This is a genomic window from Streptomyces odontotermitis (assembly GCF_050510915.1).
Lineage (GTDB): Bacteria > Actinomycetota > Actinomycetes > Streptomycetales > Streptomycetaceae > Streptomyces.
In genome coordinates this window covers 23,569-40,594 of record NZ_JBNJLS010000027.1, presented here as the reverse complement: position 1 = coordinate 40,594, position 17,026 = coordinate 23,569, and the positions used below count along the sequence as shown (strand labels likewise).

The following is a 17,026-nucleotide window of genomic DNA, read 5'->3' as shown; positions in this document are numbered from 1 at the left end:
TCTTGTGTCCCTGCCAATCACCGGCAGGGCTCACAGACCCCGAACCGGCGGGACATCCGGCAACGCATGTATGTGGGGACACTGTCCTTCGATCTGCTCCTCGGCGATGTCCACTCGCTGAAGGAGAAACGCTCCGTCGTCCGGCCCATCGTCGCCGAGCTCCAGCGCAAGTACGCGGTGAGCGCGGCGGAGACCGGACACCAGAACCTCCACCGCAGGGCCGAGATAGGTCTCGCGATGGTCTCCGGTGACACGGGGCACCTCACCGAAGTGCTGGACCGGTGCGAGCGGCTCGTCGCCGCCCGGCCCGAGGTGGAACTGCTCTCCGTACGGCGCAGGCTCCACGGCGACGATGACGACTGAACGACCCAGCAAGGCAAAGAAGGAGACGGAGCAGTGGCCGACAACGCGCGGGCGAAAAGGCTGGCGGACCTCATCCGAGAGGTGGTGGCCCAGAAGCTGCAGCGGGGGATCAAGGACCCCCGGCTCGGTTCGCATGTGACCATCACGGACACCCGGGTGACGGGTGACCTGCGGGAGGCGACCGTCTTCTACACGGTCTACGGGGACGACGAGGAGCGCGCGGCGGCCGCCGCGGGCCTGGAGAGCGCCAAGGGCGTGCTCCGCTCCGCGGTCGGCCAGGCGGCGGGCGTGAAGTTCACCCCGACCCTGGCGTTCGTCGCGGACGCCCTGCCGGACAACGCACGGGCCATCGAGGACCTCCTCGACAAGGCCCGGATCTCCGACGCCAAGGTGCGGGAGGTCTCCGCGGGCGCCGACTTCGCGGGCGAGGCCGACCCGTACAAGAAGCCCGGTGAGGACGACGAGACGGGCGGCGACGCCCAGTAATGAGCAGCACCGGCAAGACGCCTCAAAATGAGGGCGAGCGCGCAGCGCTCTCAGGCAAGGGCGGTGGCGGGAGACGGGAGGGCGGGCTTGTCATCGTCGACAAGCCCGCCGGCTTCACCTCGCACGACGTGGTCGCCAAGATGCGCGGGATCGCCAGGACCCGCCGCGTCGGGCACGCGGGCACCCTCGACCCCATGGCCACGGGTGTCCTCGTTCTCGGCGTCGAACGCGCGACCAAGCTCCTCGGTCATCTCGCCCTGACCGAGAAGGAGTACCTGGGCACCATCCGCCTCGGCCAGAACACCGTCACGGACGACGCCGAGGGCGAGATCACCTCGTCCACCGACGCCTCCGGGATCCGGCGGGACGCCGTCGACGCGGGCATCGCCAAGCTGAGCGGCGACATCATGCAGGTGCCGTCGAAGGTCAGCGCCATCAAGATCGACGGCAAGCGGTCGTACGCGCGCGCCCGCGCGGGCGAGGACTTCGAGATCCCGGCCCGGCCGGTGACGATCTCCTCGTTCACCGTGTACGACGTCCGGGACGCCGTCGCCGAGGACGGGACGCCCGTGCTCGACCTGGTCGTGTCCGTCGTCTGCTCCTCGGGGACGTACATCCGGGCGCTGGCCCGGGACCTGGGCGCCGACCTGGGCGTCGGCGGGCACCTCACCGCGCTGCGCCGCACCCGCGTCGGGCCGTACAAGCTGGACGTGGCCAGGACCCTCGACCAGCTCCAGGAGGAGCTGACCGTGATGCCGGTCGCCGACGCGGCCGTCGCCGCCTTCCCGCGCTGGGACGTGGACGAGAAGCGGGCGCGGCTGCTGATGAACGGTGTGCGCCTCGAGATGCCCGAGGAGTACGCGGGCGTCGGGCCCGTCGGGGTCTTCGACCCGGAGGGGCGCTTCCTGGTCCTCGCCGAGGAGTCCAAGGGCAAGGCGAAGAGCCTGGCCGTCTTCGGCTGATGCCCGCCGCCCGTTGAACGGGCGTCGTGGGGCGGCGGACACCTGGCGCCGCCCCACGCTTCCCCCCACCTCAAGGTGTATCCACCGGCCCGCGCCCATTCACCCCTTCAGGCAGGCGCTCGGAGTGAACCGCGGGTGCGGAAGGGGGCGCGTTCGGCTCGCGTCCTGTCCGGCTGATCACGGCCGACCTACGGTCAACTCAGGGGCACCGTGGGGAGGTTCGAGTTCGAGTGACGCTGGTGCGGATATGCGATCTGGCCGGGCGGCCGCGGGGGAGCGGCTTCGCCGCCGACGAGCACGGCACCGTGATCACCAGCCATGAGACGGTCGACGGCCTGGCCCGGCTCGTCCTGCACGCCCCCGGCGAGCGCACCTGCGTGGTGTCCGCCGACGCCGTGACCGCGCTGCCCGGGGCCGATCTCGCCCTGGTCCGCACCGAGGGGCTCGGGCTGCGCCCGCTGCCCGTCACGGTGCGCCCCGTCGTGGCGGCCGGGACCTATGTGCGGATCGCCGCGTGCGGCTGGCGCGAGGCGCGGGTGCTCGGCGCGGCCCCGGTCACCTACACGGCGACGGACCGCTTCCATCTGCTCGACTCCGCCATGGAGCTGGCGATCGGCACGGAGGGCGCCGACGCGCTGCGGCTCGGCGGCGGGGCCGCCGGGGGGCCGGTCGTCGACGCGGCGACGGGCGCCGTCCTCGCCGTCCTCGGCACCGCGCTCCTGCCCCAGTCCCACGGCGGGCCCGCCGCCCCGCGGTCCGCGGGCTGTGCCGTGCCGCTCCTGGGCGCGGCCGCCGCCGACCCGGACGGCCCCCTCGCCGAGCTGCTCGCCCGCAACGCGGCCACCGTCCCCGCGTACGGAGCCGACCTCAACCTCGCGGGCGCGCTGCACCTGACGGCCACCTCGCTCGGCTCCGACGGGCCACGGCTGATCCATGAGCCGGTCGAACGGGCCGATACGGCACGGGAGTTCACCTCCTTCGCGGGCGGACCGGGCGGGTCGGGTGAAGCGGGCGGGCCGGGTGGCTCGGGGGGATCCGCGCATGTGCTCGGCCTCGTCGGGGACCCCGGCACCGGCCGCACCACCGAGCTCGCCGCCCTCGCCGCCCGCCGGGCCCGGGGCGCCGCACCCGCGCCCACGCTCTGGCTGCGCGGCGCCGACCTGAGGGTCACCGACACCTCCGTGGCCGACGCGGTGGAGCGGGCCCTGGAGCGGGCCGGGCGGATCCTGGCGGCCGCCGAGGGGGTGGCGGGGACGGCGGGGGCCGGGGGCGGGGCGGGGCTCGGGGACATCTCGGCGGGACGGGTCGCCCGGCTCGCCCGGGACGCCGGACGGCCGCTGCTCCTGCTGCTCGACGGGCCCGAGGAGATGCCGCCCGTGCTCGCCCACCGGCTCGCCGACTGGAGCGAGGGCACCGCGCGCTGGCTGCGGGAGACGGGGACGCGGCTCGTGGTGGCCTGCCGCGCCGAGTACTGGGAGCGGGCGGGGGCGCACTTCCCGGCGGAGCTGCTGCACGGCGACGAGCCGCGCCGCGGCGTCCTGGCGCGGCTGCCGGGCTGCGTACGCCTCGGCGACCTGCCCGCCGACCTCGCCGCGCGGGCCCGCGCGCGCCACGGCGTCCCGGACGGGGCGCTCGCCGACGCCGACGCCCGCCATCCGCTGGCGCTGCGGCTCCTGTCCGAGGTCAGGGCCGCGCTGCCGGACGAGGCGCCGCCGCCCGGGCGACCGGGCCGCGCGGAGATCCACGCCGCCTACCTGGACCTGCTCTGCCTGCGCGTGGCGGTGCGCCTGGCCGCCGCGAACGGGCTGCGGGGCACGGCCGTGCGGCGCCTCGCCGCGAAGGTGTCGGGCCAGGTGCACGAGGCGGCGCGGCGCTGCCTCGGCCCCGGCCAGGGCGAGCTGGACCGGGAGTCCTTCGAGGAGGTCTTCCCCTGGGGCGCGCTGCCGGGGCGCGGCGGCCACGGCTGCACGGGCTGGGCGTCCGCGGTCCTCACGGAGGGCCTCCTGGTCCCGGCGGGCTCCGGCTTCCGCTTCACGCACGAGGAGCTGGCCGACTGGATCCAGGGCATGCACCTCGACCTCGACACGGCGCTGGGGTCGCTGGTGCACCGCTATCGGGAGGGGGACGCGGGGAGGGACGGGGGCGACCTCTCGCTCCCCTCCCTCCCCGTGCCGCCGCACCGCATCGGGCCGGTCATCCAGGCGCTGCTGTTGCTGGAGCGGCAGCGGGGGGCCGCTCAACTCGCCTTCCGGCTGGAGGAGTTGGTGGACGCGCTGGAGGAGTTCGGGGAGGCGGGCGCGGGCGACGGGGAGGGCGCGGGTGACGGGGAGGGTGCGGGGGGCGGTGCGCGGTGGTGGGCCGTGCACCTCGTGGGGGAGGTGCTGCTGCGGGTGGCCGACGCGCGGCCGTATCTCGGGGTGCTCGGGCGGCTCGCCGACCTGGGCGCGTTCGGGGCCTGGTACTGGCGCGAGGTGCGGCTCCCGGTGGCCGAGCGGTTCGAGCTGCTGCGGCGCGGTGTGCTCAGCGACGGGCCGCCCGGGACCCCGCACCGCTGCCTCGACGCCGTCGCCGAGCTGCTCGCCGCCGACCCGGCCGCCGTGCAGCCCCAGCTCGCCCGCTGGTTCAGCGACGAGCGGCCGCTGCCCGCGACCCCCGAGGCGACCGTCGCCTCCGCCGCGCAGGCCCTGCTCCACACCCACCGCCACCACGCCATCGACGACCTCACCGAAGCCCTCGTCGACTGCGCCCACGCCCGCGCCGACGAGCTCCTCGCCGTCCTCGCCGAGGAGGAGACCTCCGCGCTCTGCCGCGCCGTCGACCGGTGGGCCCACGACGAGCGGCCCGCGCGCCAGGTGGCCGCCGTCTCCTACGGGCTGCGCGCCGCCCCGCACACCCGGACCACCGCCGACCGCGAGCTGCTGCGGTACGCGGCCTTCGCCCTCCTCGCCCGGCCCGCCGCCGAGCCCCTGCACGGCGCCGCCCTCGCCCTCCTCGTGCGCGACCCGCAGACCCGGTCCGGCTATCTCCCGCGGGCCCTGGGGCGCTTCGCCGCCGGGGACCCCCGGCTGCCCGCCGACGCGCTCGCCGCCGCCCTGCCCACCCACCCCGAGCCCGTCCTCGCCGCCTTCCGCGACCGGCTTACCGAGCCGCAGGGCCAGGGCGGCGCCGACGCCGGGGGCCTGTTGCGGTGTCTCGCCGAGGTGACCACGCCCGCGCTCGCGCGCCGGGTCGCCGGCCTCGTACGGGACGTGCTTGAGCAGTGTCCCGGGCGGGCCGGGGACGCCGCCGCCTATCTCGACCGGCGCCTGGAACAGGGGCCGGGTGCGCGGGCCGTGCTGCAGCCGCTCGTGATGGGGCTGCTGCGGGGTGCGCCCGCGCCGGTGCGGGCGGCGTTCGCGCCCGTCCTCGCGGCGGCCGGAACCCCTGCCTCGCGGGCGCTGCGCGCCGAGCTGCTCGACGCCCTTCTGGCCCAGGAATCCGACCCCGAAGTCCTGGCCGGCGTGCTGCGGACCGCTGCCCGCCGCGGCGGCCAAGAGGGGGAAGGGGGTACGGGGTGCGCGCTGGTCCGGCGGACCGGGCTGCTGCTCGTGCGCACCCCCGAAGGCGCCGCCCGCTTCGACCGGACCCTGGTCGAACTCGGCCGTGGCGCACCGGAGTTCGCCGCCACGCTGGCCCGCTGGATCGCCGCCGAACCCGCCGAGTGGGCGGCCCTCGTCGGGCCCAGCGCCCGCCGTACGATCGAGGGCCTCGCCGGGGAGCGGGTCCCGGCGTAAGCTCCACCGGGATTCCGGCGGGCCCGCAAGCCCGTGCGCACGTGACTCCTGCCACCCCATCCGATGCGAGCGGGGAGGCGGTGGCATGGCAGTCTTAGCAGTGCGCATTCGGCAATGGGACGTACAGACGTACACGGGTTCGGCGAGGAGCAAAGACAGTGCAGCGCTGGCGTGGCTTGGAGGACATCCCCCAGGACTGGGGGCGCAGCGTCGTCACCATCGGTTCCTACGACGGAGTGCACCGCGGGCACCAGCTCATCGTCGGCCGTGCGGTGGAGCGGGCGCGCGAGCTCGGCCTCCCCTGCGTCGTCGTCACCTTCGACCCGCACCCCAGCGAGGTGGTCCGCCCCGGCAGCCACCCGCCGCTGCTCGCCCCGCACCACCGGCGCGCCGAGCTGATGGCCGAGCTGGGCGTCGACGCGGTGCTCATCCTCCCCTTCACCACCGAGTTCTCGCGCCTCACGCCCGCCGACTTCGTCGCCAAGGTCCTCGTCGACAAGCTGCACGCGAAGGCCGTCGTCGAGGGCCCCAACTTCCGCTTCGGCTACAAGGCGGCGGGAACCGTCGACTTCCTGGCCGAGCAGGGCGCCACGTACGACTTCGACGTCGAGGTCGTCGACCTGTTCGTGAGCGGGGCGGCCGGGGGCGGCGAACCCTTCTCGTCGACGCTGACCCGCCGGCTGGTCGCCGAGGGCGACGTGGCGGGCGCCGCGGAGATCCTGGGCCGCCCGCACCGCGTCGAGGGCGTCGTCGTCCGGGGCGCGCAGCGCGGTCGCGAGCTGGGCTACCCCACGGCCAACGTGGAGACCCTGCCGCACACCGCGATCCCCGCGGACGGCGTCTACGCCGGGTGGCTGCACGTCGACGGCGAGGCCATGCCCGCGGCGATCTCCGTCGGCACGAACCCGCAGTTCGACGGGACCGAGCGCACGGTCGAGGCGTACGCCATCGACCGCGTCGGCCTCGAGCTGTACGGGCTGCACGTCGCCGTCGACTTCCTGGCGTTCGTGCGGGGGCAGGCGAAGTTCGACACGATCGACGCGTTGCTCGTGGCGATGGCCGATGACGTGAAGAGGGCGCGGGAGTTGATCGCTGCGGCGAGCTAGGGGGCGGGGCGCCGTCGCGGGGGCTGCCGCCCCCCCCGGACCCCGCCTCCCATTTCGGCCTGAACGGCCTCGTCCTCAAGCGCCGGACGGGCTGATGGCCGCCCTCTCGGCCCAGTGGCACGCCACCTGCGTCGCGCCGCCCCCCGACAGGACCGGCAGGTCCTCCGTACGGCACTTGTCCGCCACCCCCGCCCGCTCCGCCTCCCCCGAAGCCAGCACCTGGCAGCGCGCGTGGAAGCGGCAGCCCCCGGGGATGCGCGCCGGGTCCGGCGGCTCGCCCGTGAGGACCACCGGGTCGCCCGGGGCCTCCGGCAGGACCGACAACAGGGCCTGGGTGTAGGGATGTTGGGGCGAGGTGAGGACCTGCTCGACCGTGCCCGTCTCCACGATCCGGCCCAGGTACATCACCGCGACCCGGTCCGCGATGTTCCACGCCAGGCCCAGGTCGTGGGTCACCACCAGGGCGGACAGGCCCAGTTCGGCGCGCAGGCGGAGCAGGAGGGCGAGGATCTCGCCGCGTACGGAGGCGTCCAGGGAGGCCACCGGCTCGTCCGCGACGATGAGTTCGGGCTCCAGGACCAGGGCGCCCGCGATCACCACGCGCTGGCGCTGGCCGCCCGAGAGCTCGTGCGGGTAGCGGAGGAAGAAGCGCTCCGGAGGGCGCAGTCCGGCCCGGGAGAGGGCCTGGGCGACCGCCTCCTGCTCGTTGCCGCCGTAGCCGTGGATGCGCAGGCCCTCGGCGACGGCGTCGTACACCGTGTGCCGGGGGTTGAGCGAGCCGCTGGGGTCCTGGAGGACGAGCTGGGCGCGCTTGCGGTACGCCTTCAGGGAGCGCGAGGTGTACGTGAGCGGGGCGCCCGCGAAGGTGACCTTGCCCGCGGTGGGGGAGACCAGGCCCAGGAGGGAGCGGGCCAGCGTCGTCTTGCCGCAGCCCGACTCGCCCACCAGGGCGACGATCTCGCCCGCCCCGATGTCCAGGTCGACGCCGTCCACGGCACGCGCCTCGGGGGCGCCGCGGCGGCCGGGGAAGGTGATGTGCAGCTGGTCCGCCGTGAGCAGGGGCGGCTGCGGGGGCGTCGCGGTCATGCGGTGGTGCTCCTTGCGTCGGAGACCTGGGAGTCCGTGGAGGCCCCGGCGGGGTCGGCGGGGCCGGCGGGGCCGGCGGCACCGAGCGGGTGGCGGGCGGTGCGCGGGTGCGCGCGGGTGGTCCCGTGGGCGGCGCCGGTGGCCCGCGGCTGCCGGGTGTGGGGGTGCGGGGGCCGTCGTAGGGGCGTCGCGGTCATGCCGTGGTGCTCCTCGCGTCGGAGTCCGTGGAGGTGGAGTCCGTGGAGGCCCCGGCGGCCCCGGAGGCGCTTGTGGCGTCGAGCGGGTGGTCCGTGCCCGCGTGCACGCACGCCGCGCTGCGGCCGGGGCCCGCGTCCCGCAGGTCCTGGTCGTCGGTGGTGCAGGAGTCGAGGGCGACGGGGCAGCGGGGGTGGAAGGTGCAGCCCGAAGGGAGGTCCGACGGGTCCGGTGGGTCGCCTGGCAGGCCGCGCGGCGCGAAGCGGGACGTCGCGTCGCCGATGCGCGGGAACGCCGCCGACAGGGCCTTGCCGTAGGGGTGCCGGGCGTTCTCGTAGACCTCGGTGGCCGGGCCCTCCTCGACGACGCGGCCCGCGTACATCACCGCGAGCCGGTCGCAGGTGTCGGCGAGGACGGCGAGGTCGTGGCTGATCATGACCAGGCCCAAGTCCTGTTCGGAGACGAGCCGTTCGATGAGGCGGAGGATCTGTGCCTGGATCATCACGTCGAGCGCGGTCGTCGGCTCGTCCGCGATGATCAGGGCCGGGTCGCAGGCGAGCGCCATGGCGATCATGACGCGCTGGCGCTGGCCGCCGGAGAGCTCGTGCGGGTAGGACTGGGCGCGGGCGGCGGGGAGCCCCACGTGTTCGAGGAGCTCGCCGACCTTCTTCTGGGCGCCCGCGGGGGTCGCCTTCTTGTGGAGGAGGATCGGCTCGGCGATCTGGTCGCCGATGCGGTGCACCGCGTTGAGCGAGTGCATCGCGCCCTGGAAGACGATGGAGGCGCCCGCCCAGCGCACCGCGCGGACCTGGCCCCACTTCATGGTCAGGACGTTCTCGCCGTTCAGGAGGATCTCGCCGGACACCTTCGTGCCCGCGGGCAGCAGGCGGAGCAGCGCGAGCGCGAGCGTCGACTTGCCGCAGCCCGACTCGCCCGCGACGCCCAGCTTCTGGCCCGCGCCCACGGAGAGGGTCACGCCGCGCACGGCGGCGGCCCCGGACGCGTACGTCACCGTGAGATCTCTGACGTCGAGCAGGCTCTCCGCGGGTGTGGTGCTCAACGGGACACCCCCAGCCTGGGGTTGAGGACGGACTCGACGGCGCGGCCGCAGAGCGTGAAGGCCAGTGCGACGACGGCGATGGCGAGTCCGGGCGGGGCCAGGTACCACCAGTCGCCCGCGCTCACCGCACCCGCCTCGCGCGCGTCCTGGAGCAGACCGCCCCAGGAGACGGTCGTCGGGTCGCCGAGGCCGAGGAAGGCGAGCGTCGCCTCGGTGAGGATGGCGCCGGAGATGACCAGTGTGGTCTGGGCCAGCACCAGCGGCATGACGTTCGGCAGGACGTGGCGGGTCATGATGTGCGTGTGGCCGCCGCCCAGCGCGCGGGCCCGCTCGATGTAGGGGCGGGACTCCACCGCGAGGGTCTGGGCGCGCACCAGGCGCGCCGTCGTCGGCCACGTCGTCACGCCGATCGCCAGGATGATCGTCCACAGGGAGCGGGACATCACGGCGGCGAGCGCGACGGCGAGCACCAGCGTCGGCATCACCAGGAACCAGTCGGTGATCCGCATCATCACCGTGGCGTACCAGCCGCGGTAGTGCCCGGCCGTGATCCCCACGACCGTCCCGATCGCCACCGACAGGAAGGCCGCCAGGAGCCCCACCGTCAGCGAGATCCGGGCGCCCCACACCAGGAGTGAGAGCAGGTCGCGGCCGAACTGGTCGGTCCCGAGCGGGAATTCGCCGCTCGGGGACTCCAGCGCCTTGCCCGGCGCGTTCGTCACGCTCTGCGCGTCCGAACCGGCGAGCTGCGGAGCGAAGAGCGCCGCAAGCCCGATCAGGACGAGCGCGACAAGACCGACGACGCCCGCCCGGTGCGAGCGGTACTCCCGCCAGAAGCGGGCCGCCGAGTGCCTGCGGCGGGTCCAGGCCAGCGACCGTGAACTCTGCGCGGGCGTGGCGGACTTGGCGGGTGGTACGGACTTCTCGGGTGGTGCGGATTCGGTCGTCATCGGCCCACCCTGGGATCGAGCAGCGGATAGATCACGTCGGCCACGGTGTTCATCACGATCACCGCGGCGGCGAAGACGAAGAACAGGCCCTGGACGAGCGGCAGGTCGGGCACGCTCAGCGCCTGGTAGAAGAGGCCGCCGAGACCCGGCCAGGAGAACACGGTCTCGACGAGGATCGCGCCCGCGACCACCGTCCCGAGGTTCACGAACATCAGCGTGACCGTCGGCAGCATCGCGTTCGGCACGGCGTGCCGCCGCCGCACGAGGTCGTCCCGGAGTCCCTTGGCGCGCGCGGTCGTCAGATAGTCGCTGCCCATCTCGTCGAGCAGCGAGGAGCGCATCACGAGCAGCGTCTGCGCGTACCCGACCGCGACCAGCGTGATCACGGGCAGGATCATGTGGTGCGCCACGTCGATGACGTACGCGAAGCCCTCCTTGTCGCCGGACTCCATCCCGCCCGTCGGGAACATCCCCGGAATCGGCCCCACGCCCACCGAGAACGCGATGATGAGCAGCAGCCCGAGCCAGAACGACGGCACCGAGTAGAGCGTCAGCGCGAGCCCCGTGTGGAGCCGGTCCCCGAGCCCGCCGTTGCGCCAGGCCGTGCGGGTGCCGAGCCAGATGCCGATGATCGTGTAGAGGATGTACGCCGTGCCGGTGAGCAGCAGTGTCGCGGGCAGGGCGTCGGTGATCTTGTCCATGACGGGGGCGTGGAACTGGTACGAGGTCCCGAAGTCCCCGGTCAGGACGTTGCCCACGTAATCGACGAACTGCTTCCACACCGGATCGTCGAGGCCGAACTCCTCGCGCATCGCGGCGAGTTGCTCGGCCGAGACGGGGCGGCCGCCGGTCATCTGCTTGACCGGGTCGCCGGGGATGAGCCGGAAGAGGAAGAAGCTGGTGACGAGCACGGCGAAGAGCGAGACGACCGCTCCGCCGACCTTGCCCGCCGCGTACTGGAGATAGGCACGGGTGTTCCGAGCCCGCGGGCCGTGTTCCCGGTGGAGCTCGCCCGCGAGCCCGGTCCTGTCGACCGGGCCCTCGGGCGAGGCGCCGTCGGCGGCCTCTGTCTGGAACAGTGCCGGATTGCTGTCAGCGGTCATGCGCTACTCGCGGTCCTCTGCGGTCGAACGGCGGCGCAGGGCGAAGAACACTCCGACGCCCGCCAGCACCACCGCGGCCGCGGCGATGCCGATGACGACACCGGCGGAGCTGCCGCCGTCGTCAGAGGAACTCTTCCCATCCGCCGGGACCGCCGACCACCAACTCCAGTAGCCGTCCTGCCCGTAGATGTTGCCCGCGGAGCTCGGCATCGTCTGGATGGACTTGATCTGGTCGGTGCGGTACGCCTCGACGGCGTTCGGATACGCGAGGACGTTCATGTATCCGGAGTCGTAGAGCCGCGACTCCATCTGCTTGACGAGCGCGGCCCGCTTGGCCGGGTCGTACTCGGCGAGCTGCTTGGCGTAGAGCTCGTCGTACTTCTTGTCGCAGATGAAGTTGTCGGTGGCGGCGGACTCCTTGGCCTTCTCGGGCAGCGCCGCGCAGGTGTGGATGCCGAGGACGAAGTCCGGGTCGGGGTTGACCGACCAGCCGTCGAAGGCGAGGTCGTACTCACCCGCGTACCAAGGGACGGACACGTTGTCGAGGCAGTCGACCTTGAGGCCGATGCCCAGGTCCCCCCACCACTCCTTCAGGTACTTCCCCACCGCCTTGTCGTTCGGGTCGGTGGCGTGGCACAGGATGCGGAGGTTCAGCGGCTTGCCGTCCTTGCCGACGCGCTTGCCGCCCTTCTCCTTGTACCCGGCCTCGTCGAGCAGCTTGGCGGCCCGCTTCGGGTCGTACTTCAACTCCTGCTCGGGGGAGGGCTTCCACTCGTACGTGGAGAAGCGCGGCGGAATGTAGCCCGCGCCCTCGACGGCGTGCCCCTGGAAGACCTTGTCCACCAGCGCCTTGCGGTCGACGGACAGGAACAGCGCCTGGCGCACCCTCTGGTCGAGCAGCGCCTTGTTGCCGTCGCCGAACTTCTTGCCGTCCTTGGTCTGCGCGCCCGGGTTGGTGGCGAGCGCGAAGAAGCGGCGCCCGGGGGCGTCGTTCACCTTGATGTTCGGCTGACCCTTCAGGTACGACGCCTGCGCCGGGGTGAGCGAGGGCTGCCCGGCCACGAACGACACCTCGCCCTTGGTGAGGGCGGCGACGGCGGCGTCCTGGTCCTTGTACGTCTTGAAGACCAGCTCGTCGAACTTCGGCGGGTCGCGCCAGAAGTCCTTGTTGGCCTTCAGCTTCACGTACTGGTCGGCCTTGTAGTCGGTGAGGATGAACGGCCCGTTCCCGACGATCGGGAAGTCCTTGTCGTTGTTGAACTTCCGGATGTCGTCGACGTCCTTCCAGATGTGCTCCGGAACGATCGGCACATCCAGGGCCGCCATGGTGGCCTGCGGCTTCTTCAGCTCGATGACCAGCTTGGTGGGGCTGGGCGCGGTCACCTTCTTGAAGTTGGTGACGAAGCTGGCGTTCGGCCCGGCCTGCCCCTCCTTCGACATCATCTTGTTGAAGGTCCAGGCGGCGTCCGCCGCGGTCGCCTTCTTCCCGTCCGACCACTTGGAGTCGCCCCGGATGGTGTACGTCCAGGTCAACTTGTCCTCGGACGGCTCCCACTTGGTGGCGAAGCCGGGGATCGCGTGGTTGTCCTTGGGGTCGTAGTTCGTCAGGTACTCGTACGTGAGCCGGTGGATGCTGGTGGGCAGGAGACGCTGGGCGATGAACGGGCTCAGCGAGTCCACGCTCTGGGCGACGGCGACGGTGAGCGTCTTCTTGCCGCCGTCGTCATCCTTGTCCTTGGCCGCGGCGGATCCCGTGCCGAGCGGGGCCACGAGGACGGCGGTGAGGGCGAAGGCCGCGCCGCCCGCCATGAGGAGGCGGGTGCGGTGGCGCGCCGACCGAGGAGCGGCGGCGGGTGGGACCGGCGGGGCCGGTGGGGTTCTGCCGTGCTGATCTTGTGTGTCCATGGATCGGTGACCTCGCGTCATGGCTCAATTGATCAAGGAACGCCAGCTGGTTGATGTGTGTGTCTACCAGCGGCGGTCTGCGCGCGTCAACGGCACGTGAACCCCATGTGGCCTGCGGAAATAACGAGTTGACCGGGATTTCACGGGCATTGGTAGATACCTGTGAAAGGTGGCTGGTCGGAGCGTGGCGGCGCGCGGGGCGGGGGAGCGGCCGGGGGATCGGCGCAGGTGGGCATGTGCGGGCTCGGCCGGGTCCGGCGGAAGGCCGAAGGGCCCGCACCGGTGAACGGTGCGGGCCCTTCGGGGAGTTGACTCGACTACGGGTGGCTACTGCTGGGGTGGCTGCTGACCCTGGTCCTGCCCCTGCGGGGGTACGGGGGGCTGGAGGCCGCCCGGCGGTACGGGCTGCCCCGGCCCCGGCGTGAAGGGCTGCCCCGGGGCGATCGCCTGACCGGGCTGCCCCGGAACGGGAGTGGGGCCGGGTTGGCCCGAGTGCGCCTGGGAGGGTGCGGAGTGCTGCCAGCCCTGGGGGGCCGCCGGGCCGGGCTGCGGGGCTCCCTGCTGCGGGGGCGCGGGCTGCTGCCAGCCTTGCCCCGGTTGGGGGTACGGCTGCTGTCCCTGGCCCGGCTGGGGCTGACCCTGAGGCTGCGGGTAGGGCTGGCCGGGCGCGGCGGGCTGGCCTCCGTACTGCGGCGGCTGGGGCTGCCCCTGGGATGAGGGCTGGCCCTGGGCCTGGCCGGGGAGCGGCGGGGCCAGCTGCGGCGGCGGATTCCCGTCGGAGGTCCAGAGTCCTTGCTGCTGCTGCGCCCGTACGAAGTCCTCGGCGACCATCGCGGAGAGGTTGAAGTACGCCTCGCGGACCTTGGGCCGCATCATGTCGAGGTCGACCTCGGCGCCCGCCGCCAGGTGCTCGTCGAACGGGATGACGACGACGCCGCGGCAGCGCGTCTCGAAGTGGCTGACGATGTCGTCGACCTTGATCATCTTTCCGGTCTCGCGGACACCGGAGATGACGGTGATGGAGCGCGAGACGAGGTCCGCGTACCCGTGCGCGGAGAGCCAGTCGAGCGTGGTCGAGGCGCTGCTCGCACCGTCCACGGACGGCGTGGAGATGATGATCAACTGGTCGGCGAGGTCAAGCACTCCACGCATGGCGCTGTAGAGCAGACCCGTACCCGAGTCGGTGAGGATGATCGGGTACTGCCTGCCGAGCACGTCGATCGCGCGCCGGTAGTCCTCGTCGTTGAAGGTGGTGGACACCGCCGGGTCCACGTCGTTGGCGATGATCTCGAGCCCGGAGGACGCCTGCGAGGTGAACCGCCGGATGTCCATGTACGAGTTGAGGTACGGGATCGCCTGGACGAGGTCGCGGATGGTGGCCCCGGTCTCGCGCCGCACGCGTCGGCCGAGCGTGCCGGCGTCCGGGTTGGCGTCGATCGCGAGGATCTTGTCCTGCCGCTCGGAGGCCAGCGTCGAGCCGAGCGCGGTGGTCGTGGTCGTCTTGCCCACGCCGCCCTTGAGGCTGATGACGGCGATGCGGTAGCAGGAGAGAACGGGGGTGCGGATGAGGTCGAGCTTGCGCTGCCGCTCGGCTTCTTCCTTCTTGCCGCCCAGCTTGAACCGGGAGCCGCCGGACGCCGGGCGACTGCTTTTCGCCTTCTGCTTGTTGTTGCGCAGCAGCCGGTCGGAGGAGAGCTCGACGGCAGCGGTGTACCCGAGCGGCGCGCCCGGGTTGGTGCGCTCCCGCTGATCGTGCTGCACGGGCTGCGGCCAGGCGGCACCGGTGCGGGGGTCGACGGGGGGTTGCGGCTGCGGCTGCGCCTGCGGCTGCGGCTGCTGTGGAGGCTGTCCCTGGTAAGGCTGCTGCTGGGCAGGGGGCTGGGGCTGCTGAGGGAAGGGCTGCCCGGGCTGGGGGTGCTGCGGCTGAGCTTGCGGCTGCGGCTGCGACTGCTGCGGGGCCGGGGCCGGGGGCTGGGCCTGCTGGTGGGGGACCGGGAGGTTGGGGGTGGCGGGGGTGGTGGGTGCCGGTGCCTGGGCCGGTGCCTGGGGCTGGGGGAAGCCGTAGGCGGGGGCAGGGGCAGGGGCGGGGGTGTTGGCCGTTGGCTGGGGGAACCCGTAGCTGCCTTGCGGGGTCTGTGCGTTGGGTGCCGGAGCCTGGGGCTGTGCCTGGGGCTGTGCCTGGACCGGGGGCTGCGCCTGGGGGGCGCTGGCCGTTGGCTGCGGGAACCCGTAACTGCCCTGCGGAGCCTGCGAGTTGGGTGCCGGAGCGGGCGCCGGGGCCGGGGCCGGGAGCGGGACCGGGGCCTGAGCCGTCGGAGCGGGCCATGCGGGCGGCGCGGGCTGGGGTGCCTGCGGCTGGACCGGAGCCTGGGGCTGGACCGGGGCGGGGGCCGGGGCCTGTGCCTGGGGCTGCGGGAAGGCGTTGGGCTGCGAGGAGGCGTTGGGCTGCGGGAAGGCGTTGGGCTGCGAGAAGGGAGCGGGCCGCTCGGCCTCGGGCTCGGCCTCAGGTGTGGGCTTGGGCGCGGACTGGTGCTCGGACCGGTGCTCGGACCGGGGCTCGGGTGCTGCGGCGCTGGGTGCCGGGTCGACGGCGGGGGGCGCGGCAGGGGCCGGGTCCGGGACGGGGGCGGGCCACTGCGGCGCCGAGGACGGTGCTGCGGGCTGGAAGGCCGGGGGCAGGGGCGGGAGCCCACCTTGCGGGGCGGGCGGCGGGGTCCAGGCGGGCGGGACGGCGTCCTGGACTTCGTCTTCGGGGGTGGTGTCGTGGCTGGGGACGGCGTCCTGGGGGGCGGCGTCGTTGATGGGGTCGGAGTCGGGATCGGCGTCGTCCTCGGCGGCGTCCTCGGTCTCGAGGTCGGCTACGGGGCCGGGGAGAGCCTCGGACGGCTCGTCGTCCATGCCTTCGCGCCCCTCGGCGCCCTGGTCCTCGTCCGTGTCCTCGTCCGCGTCCTCGTCCGCGCCATCGTTCTCGTCGTCGCCGGCGCCGGGCGCTTCGCTCACATCGCCCTGGTCGACGTCGTCATCCTCGTCGACCTCGGCGAGGGGCTCATCGTCCTCGGTGTCGTCCTCGGTGTCGTCGACACGCTCGTCATCAGGGGCAGAGGCGGCAGAGGCGTCCCGCCCGACGTCAACGGAAGAGCCCTCGTCGACGGAGTCGGCAGATCCGTCCTCAGCATCAGAAGAGTCGTCGGAGGAGGAATCCTCAGCGACGGCGTCCTCGGCGCCCCGCTCTTCAGCGGCAGACTCCTTGGCGGCCCGCTCCTCCGCGGCCCGCTCCTCGAACTCCCGCCGCAACGCACGAGGGGAGAACCGCATGGTGGAGCCGCTCTCCAGATCACCACCGCCCAGGCTCTCGGCCACGGGCTCGACAACGTCGTCCTCGCCCTCAGACGAAGCAACGTCATCGACAGAGCTCACATCGGCAGAGCCCCCGTCCACGGAAGCCTCATCGGCAGAGCCCTCATCCGAAGACTCCCCACCCGACACACCAACCCCACTGACCGCCACAGAAGCAGCAGCCCCCGCAACGGCACCACTCCAGTCGGCGGCACCCCCCGAGGCAGACGGCGCAGGCGGAACGGGCGGAGCAGCAGGCGGCGCGGACGGCGCAGGCGGCGCGGAGGCGGCGGCAGCCGCAGCAGCGGCGGCAGCCGTGGCGGGCGAGGTCCAGTCGGGCCGCCCCCCGAGCCCCAGTGGAGGCTGCGGCACAGCGGCAAGCCCACCACCGGACGAAGAAGACGCCGAAGACGCCGAAGACGCCGCAGAAGGTGAAGGCGAAGAAGGCGAAGAAGGCGAAGAGGAGGACGCCGCGGACTCCGACGAGTCGGGCGTCGTCGACGACGCCCCCGAGGGCGCGGCCGAAGGCGTCTCACCCGCACTGCCCGAAGCGTTCTGCGTGTACCAGGCGGGCGGGGCGTAGTCGATGGTGAACTCGCCCGTCGTCTCGGCGGCGGACTCCGCGTCGGACTGATCATCGACGGGTGAGTCCCAGCCCCCGCGGATCTCGTCCCGATCGCTGTTCACAATGCCTCCTGGTG

The 17,026-nt window shown here is 73.3% G+C and carries 12 protein-coding genes; 5 read left to right on the top strand and 7 right to left on the bottom strand.

All coding sequences use genetic code 11. The features are described 5' to 3' along the window. Nucleotides 1-66 precede the first annotated feature (66 nt). The 5 genes from ACQB60_RS41315 to ACQB60_RS41295 all read left to right on the top strand — a co-directional run bounded on the left by ACQB60_RS41315 (nucleotide 67) and on the right by ACQB60_RS41295 (nucleotide 6,690). A complete protein-coding gene (locus ACQB60_RS41315; protein ID WP_384833837.1) occupies nucleotides 67-363 on the top strand; it encodes a DUF503 domain-containing protein in 297 nt (98 codons plus the stop codon). Nucleotides 364-396: 33 nt separating this feature from the next. Beyond that, on the top strand, nucleotides 397-849 hold the full coding sequence (rbfA, locus tag ACQB60_RS41310) for a 30S ribosome-binding factor RbfA (protein WP_384833840.1): 453 nt from the start codon (nucleotides 397-399) through the stop codon (nucleotides 847-849). Beyond that, the gene (gene truB / locus ACQB60_RS41305) at nucleotides 849-1,811 is read left to right on the top strand and encodes a tRNA pseudouridine(55) synthase TruB (protein WP_496931244.1); all 963 of its coding nucleotides are present in this window, start codon (nucleotides 849-851) and stop codon (nucleotides 1,809-1,811) included. The genes rbfA and truB overlap by 1 nt, the downstream gene beginning before the upstream one ends. 230 nt (nucleotides 1,812-2,041) lie before the next feature. Beyond that, a complete protein-coding gene (locus tag ACQB60_RS41300) occupies nucleotides 2,042-5,584 on the top strand; it encodes a trypsin-like peptidase domain-containing protein (protein ID WP_496931243.1) in 3,543 nt (1,180 codons plus the stop codon). 158 nt (nucleotides 5,585-5,742) lie between these two features. Then, the gene (locus tag ACQB60_RS41295; protein ID WP_496931242.1) at nucleotides 5,743-6,690 is read left to right on the top strand and encodes a bifunctional riboflavin kinase/FAD synthetase; all 948 of its coding nucleotides are present in this window, start codon (nucleotides 5,743-5,745) and stop codon (nucleotides 6,688-6,690) included. 75 nt (nucleotides 6,691-6,765) lie between these two features. On the opposite strand, the gene ACQB60_RS41290 is transcribed toward ACQB60_RS41295, so the two are convergent. The 7 genes from ACQB60_RS41290 to ACQB60_RS41260 all read right to left on the bottom strand — a co-directional run bounded on the left by ACQB60_RS41290 (nucleotide 6,766) and on the right by ACQB60_RS41260 (nucleotide 17,012). Further along, the gene (locus ACQB60_RS41290) at nucleotides 6,766-7,776 is read right to left on the bottom strand and encodes an oligopeptide/dipeptide ABC transporter ATP-binding protein (protein WP_496931241.1); all 1,011 of its coding nucleotides are present in this window, start codon (nucleotides 7,774-7,776) and stop codon (nucleotides 6,766-6,768) included. After that, entirely contained in the window at nucleotides 7,773-7,973 is a 201-nt protein-coding gene (locus tag ACQB60_RS41285; protein WP_496931240.1) for a hypothetical protein, read from the bottom strand. Before ACQB60_RS41285 ends, ACQB60_RS41290 begins: the two co-directional genes overlap by 4 nt. Continuing rightward, nucleotides 7,970-9,031, bottom strand: coding sequence for an ABC transporter ATP-binding protein (locus ACQB60_RS41280; RefSeq protein ID WP_496931239.1), 1,062 nt, complete (start codon nucleotides 9,029-9,031; stop codon nucleotides 7,970-7,972). Before ACQB60_RS41280 ends, ACQB60_RS41285 begins: the two co-directional genes overlap by 4 nt. Beyond that, entirely contained in the window at nucleotides 9,028-9,981 is a 954-nt protein-coding gene (locus ACQB60_RS41275; RefSeq protein ID WP_496931238.1) for an ABC transporter permease, read from the bottom strand. Before ACQB60_RS41275 ends, ACQB60_RS41280 begins: the two co-directional genes overlap by 4 nt. Further along, nucleotides 9,978-11,084, bottom strand: a complete 1,107-nt coding sequence (locus ACQB60_RS41270; RefSeq protein ID WP_496931237.1) for an ABC transporter permease — start codon at nucleotides 11,082-11,084, stop codon at nucleotides 9,978-9,980. The genes ACQB60_RS41275 and ACQB60_RS41270 overlap by 4 nt, the downstream gene beginning before the upstream one ends. A 3-nt stretch (nucleotides 11,085-11,087) precedes the next feature. Next, nucleotides 11,088-12,989: an ABC transporter substrate-binding protein gene (locus ACQB60_RS41265; RefSeq protein ID WP_496931236.1), complete on the bottom strand. Its 1,902-nt coding sequence runs from the start codon at nucleotides 12,987-12,989 to the stop codon at nucleotides 11,088-11,090. 327 nt (nucleotides 12,990-13,316) lie between these two features. Further along, nucleotides 13,317-17,012: an SCO5717 family growth-regulating ATPase gene (locus tag ACQB60_RS41260; protein WP_496931235.1), complete on the bottom strand. Its 3,696-nt coding sequence runs from the start codon at nucleotides 17,010-17,012 to the stop codon at nucleotides 13,317-13,319. Nucleotides 17,013-17,026: the final 14 nt, after the last annotated feature.

Bases quoted from the DNA above. Each gene is read 5' to 3' on its own strand.
- ACQB60_RS41315 (WP_384833837.1), top strand. From the start codon at position 67: ATGTATGTGGGGACACTGTCCTTCGATCTGCTCCTCGGCGATGTCCAC.
- truB (WP_496931244.1), top strand. From the start codon at position 849: ATGAGCAGCACCGGCAAGACGCCTCAAAATGAGGGCGAGCGCGCAGCG.
- ACQB60_RS41290 (WP_496931241.1), bottom strand. From the start codon at position 7,776: ATGACCGCGACGCCCCCGCAGCCGCCCCTGCTCACGGCGGACCAGCTG.
- ACQB60_RS41285 (WP_496931240.1), bottom strand. From the start codon at position 7,973: ATGACCGCGACGCCCCTACGACGGCCCCCGCACCCCCACACCCGGCAG.
- ACQB60_RS41275 (WP_496931238.1), bottom strand. From the start codon at position 9,981: ATGACGACCGAATCCGCACCACCCGAGAAGTCCGTACCACCCGCCAAG.
- ACQB60_RS41270 (WP_496931237.1), bottom strand. From the start codon at position 11,084: ATGACCGCTGACAGCAATCCGGCACTGTTCCAGACAGAGGCCGCCGAC.
- ACQB60_RS41265 (WP_496931236.1), bottom strand. From the start codon at position 12,989: ATGGACACACAAGATCAGCACGGCAGAACCCCACCGGCCCCGCCGGTC.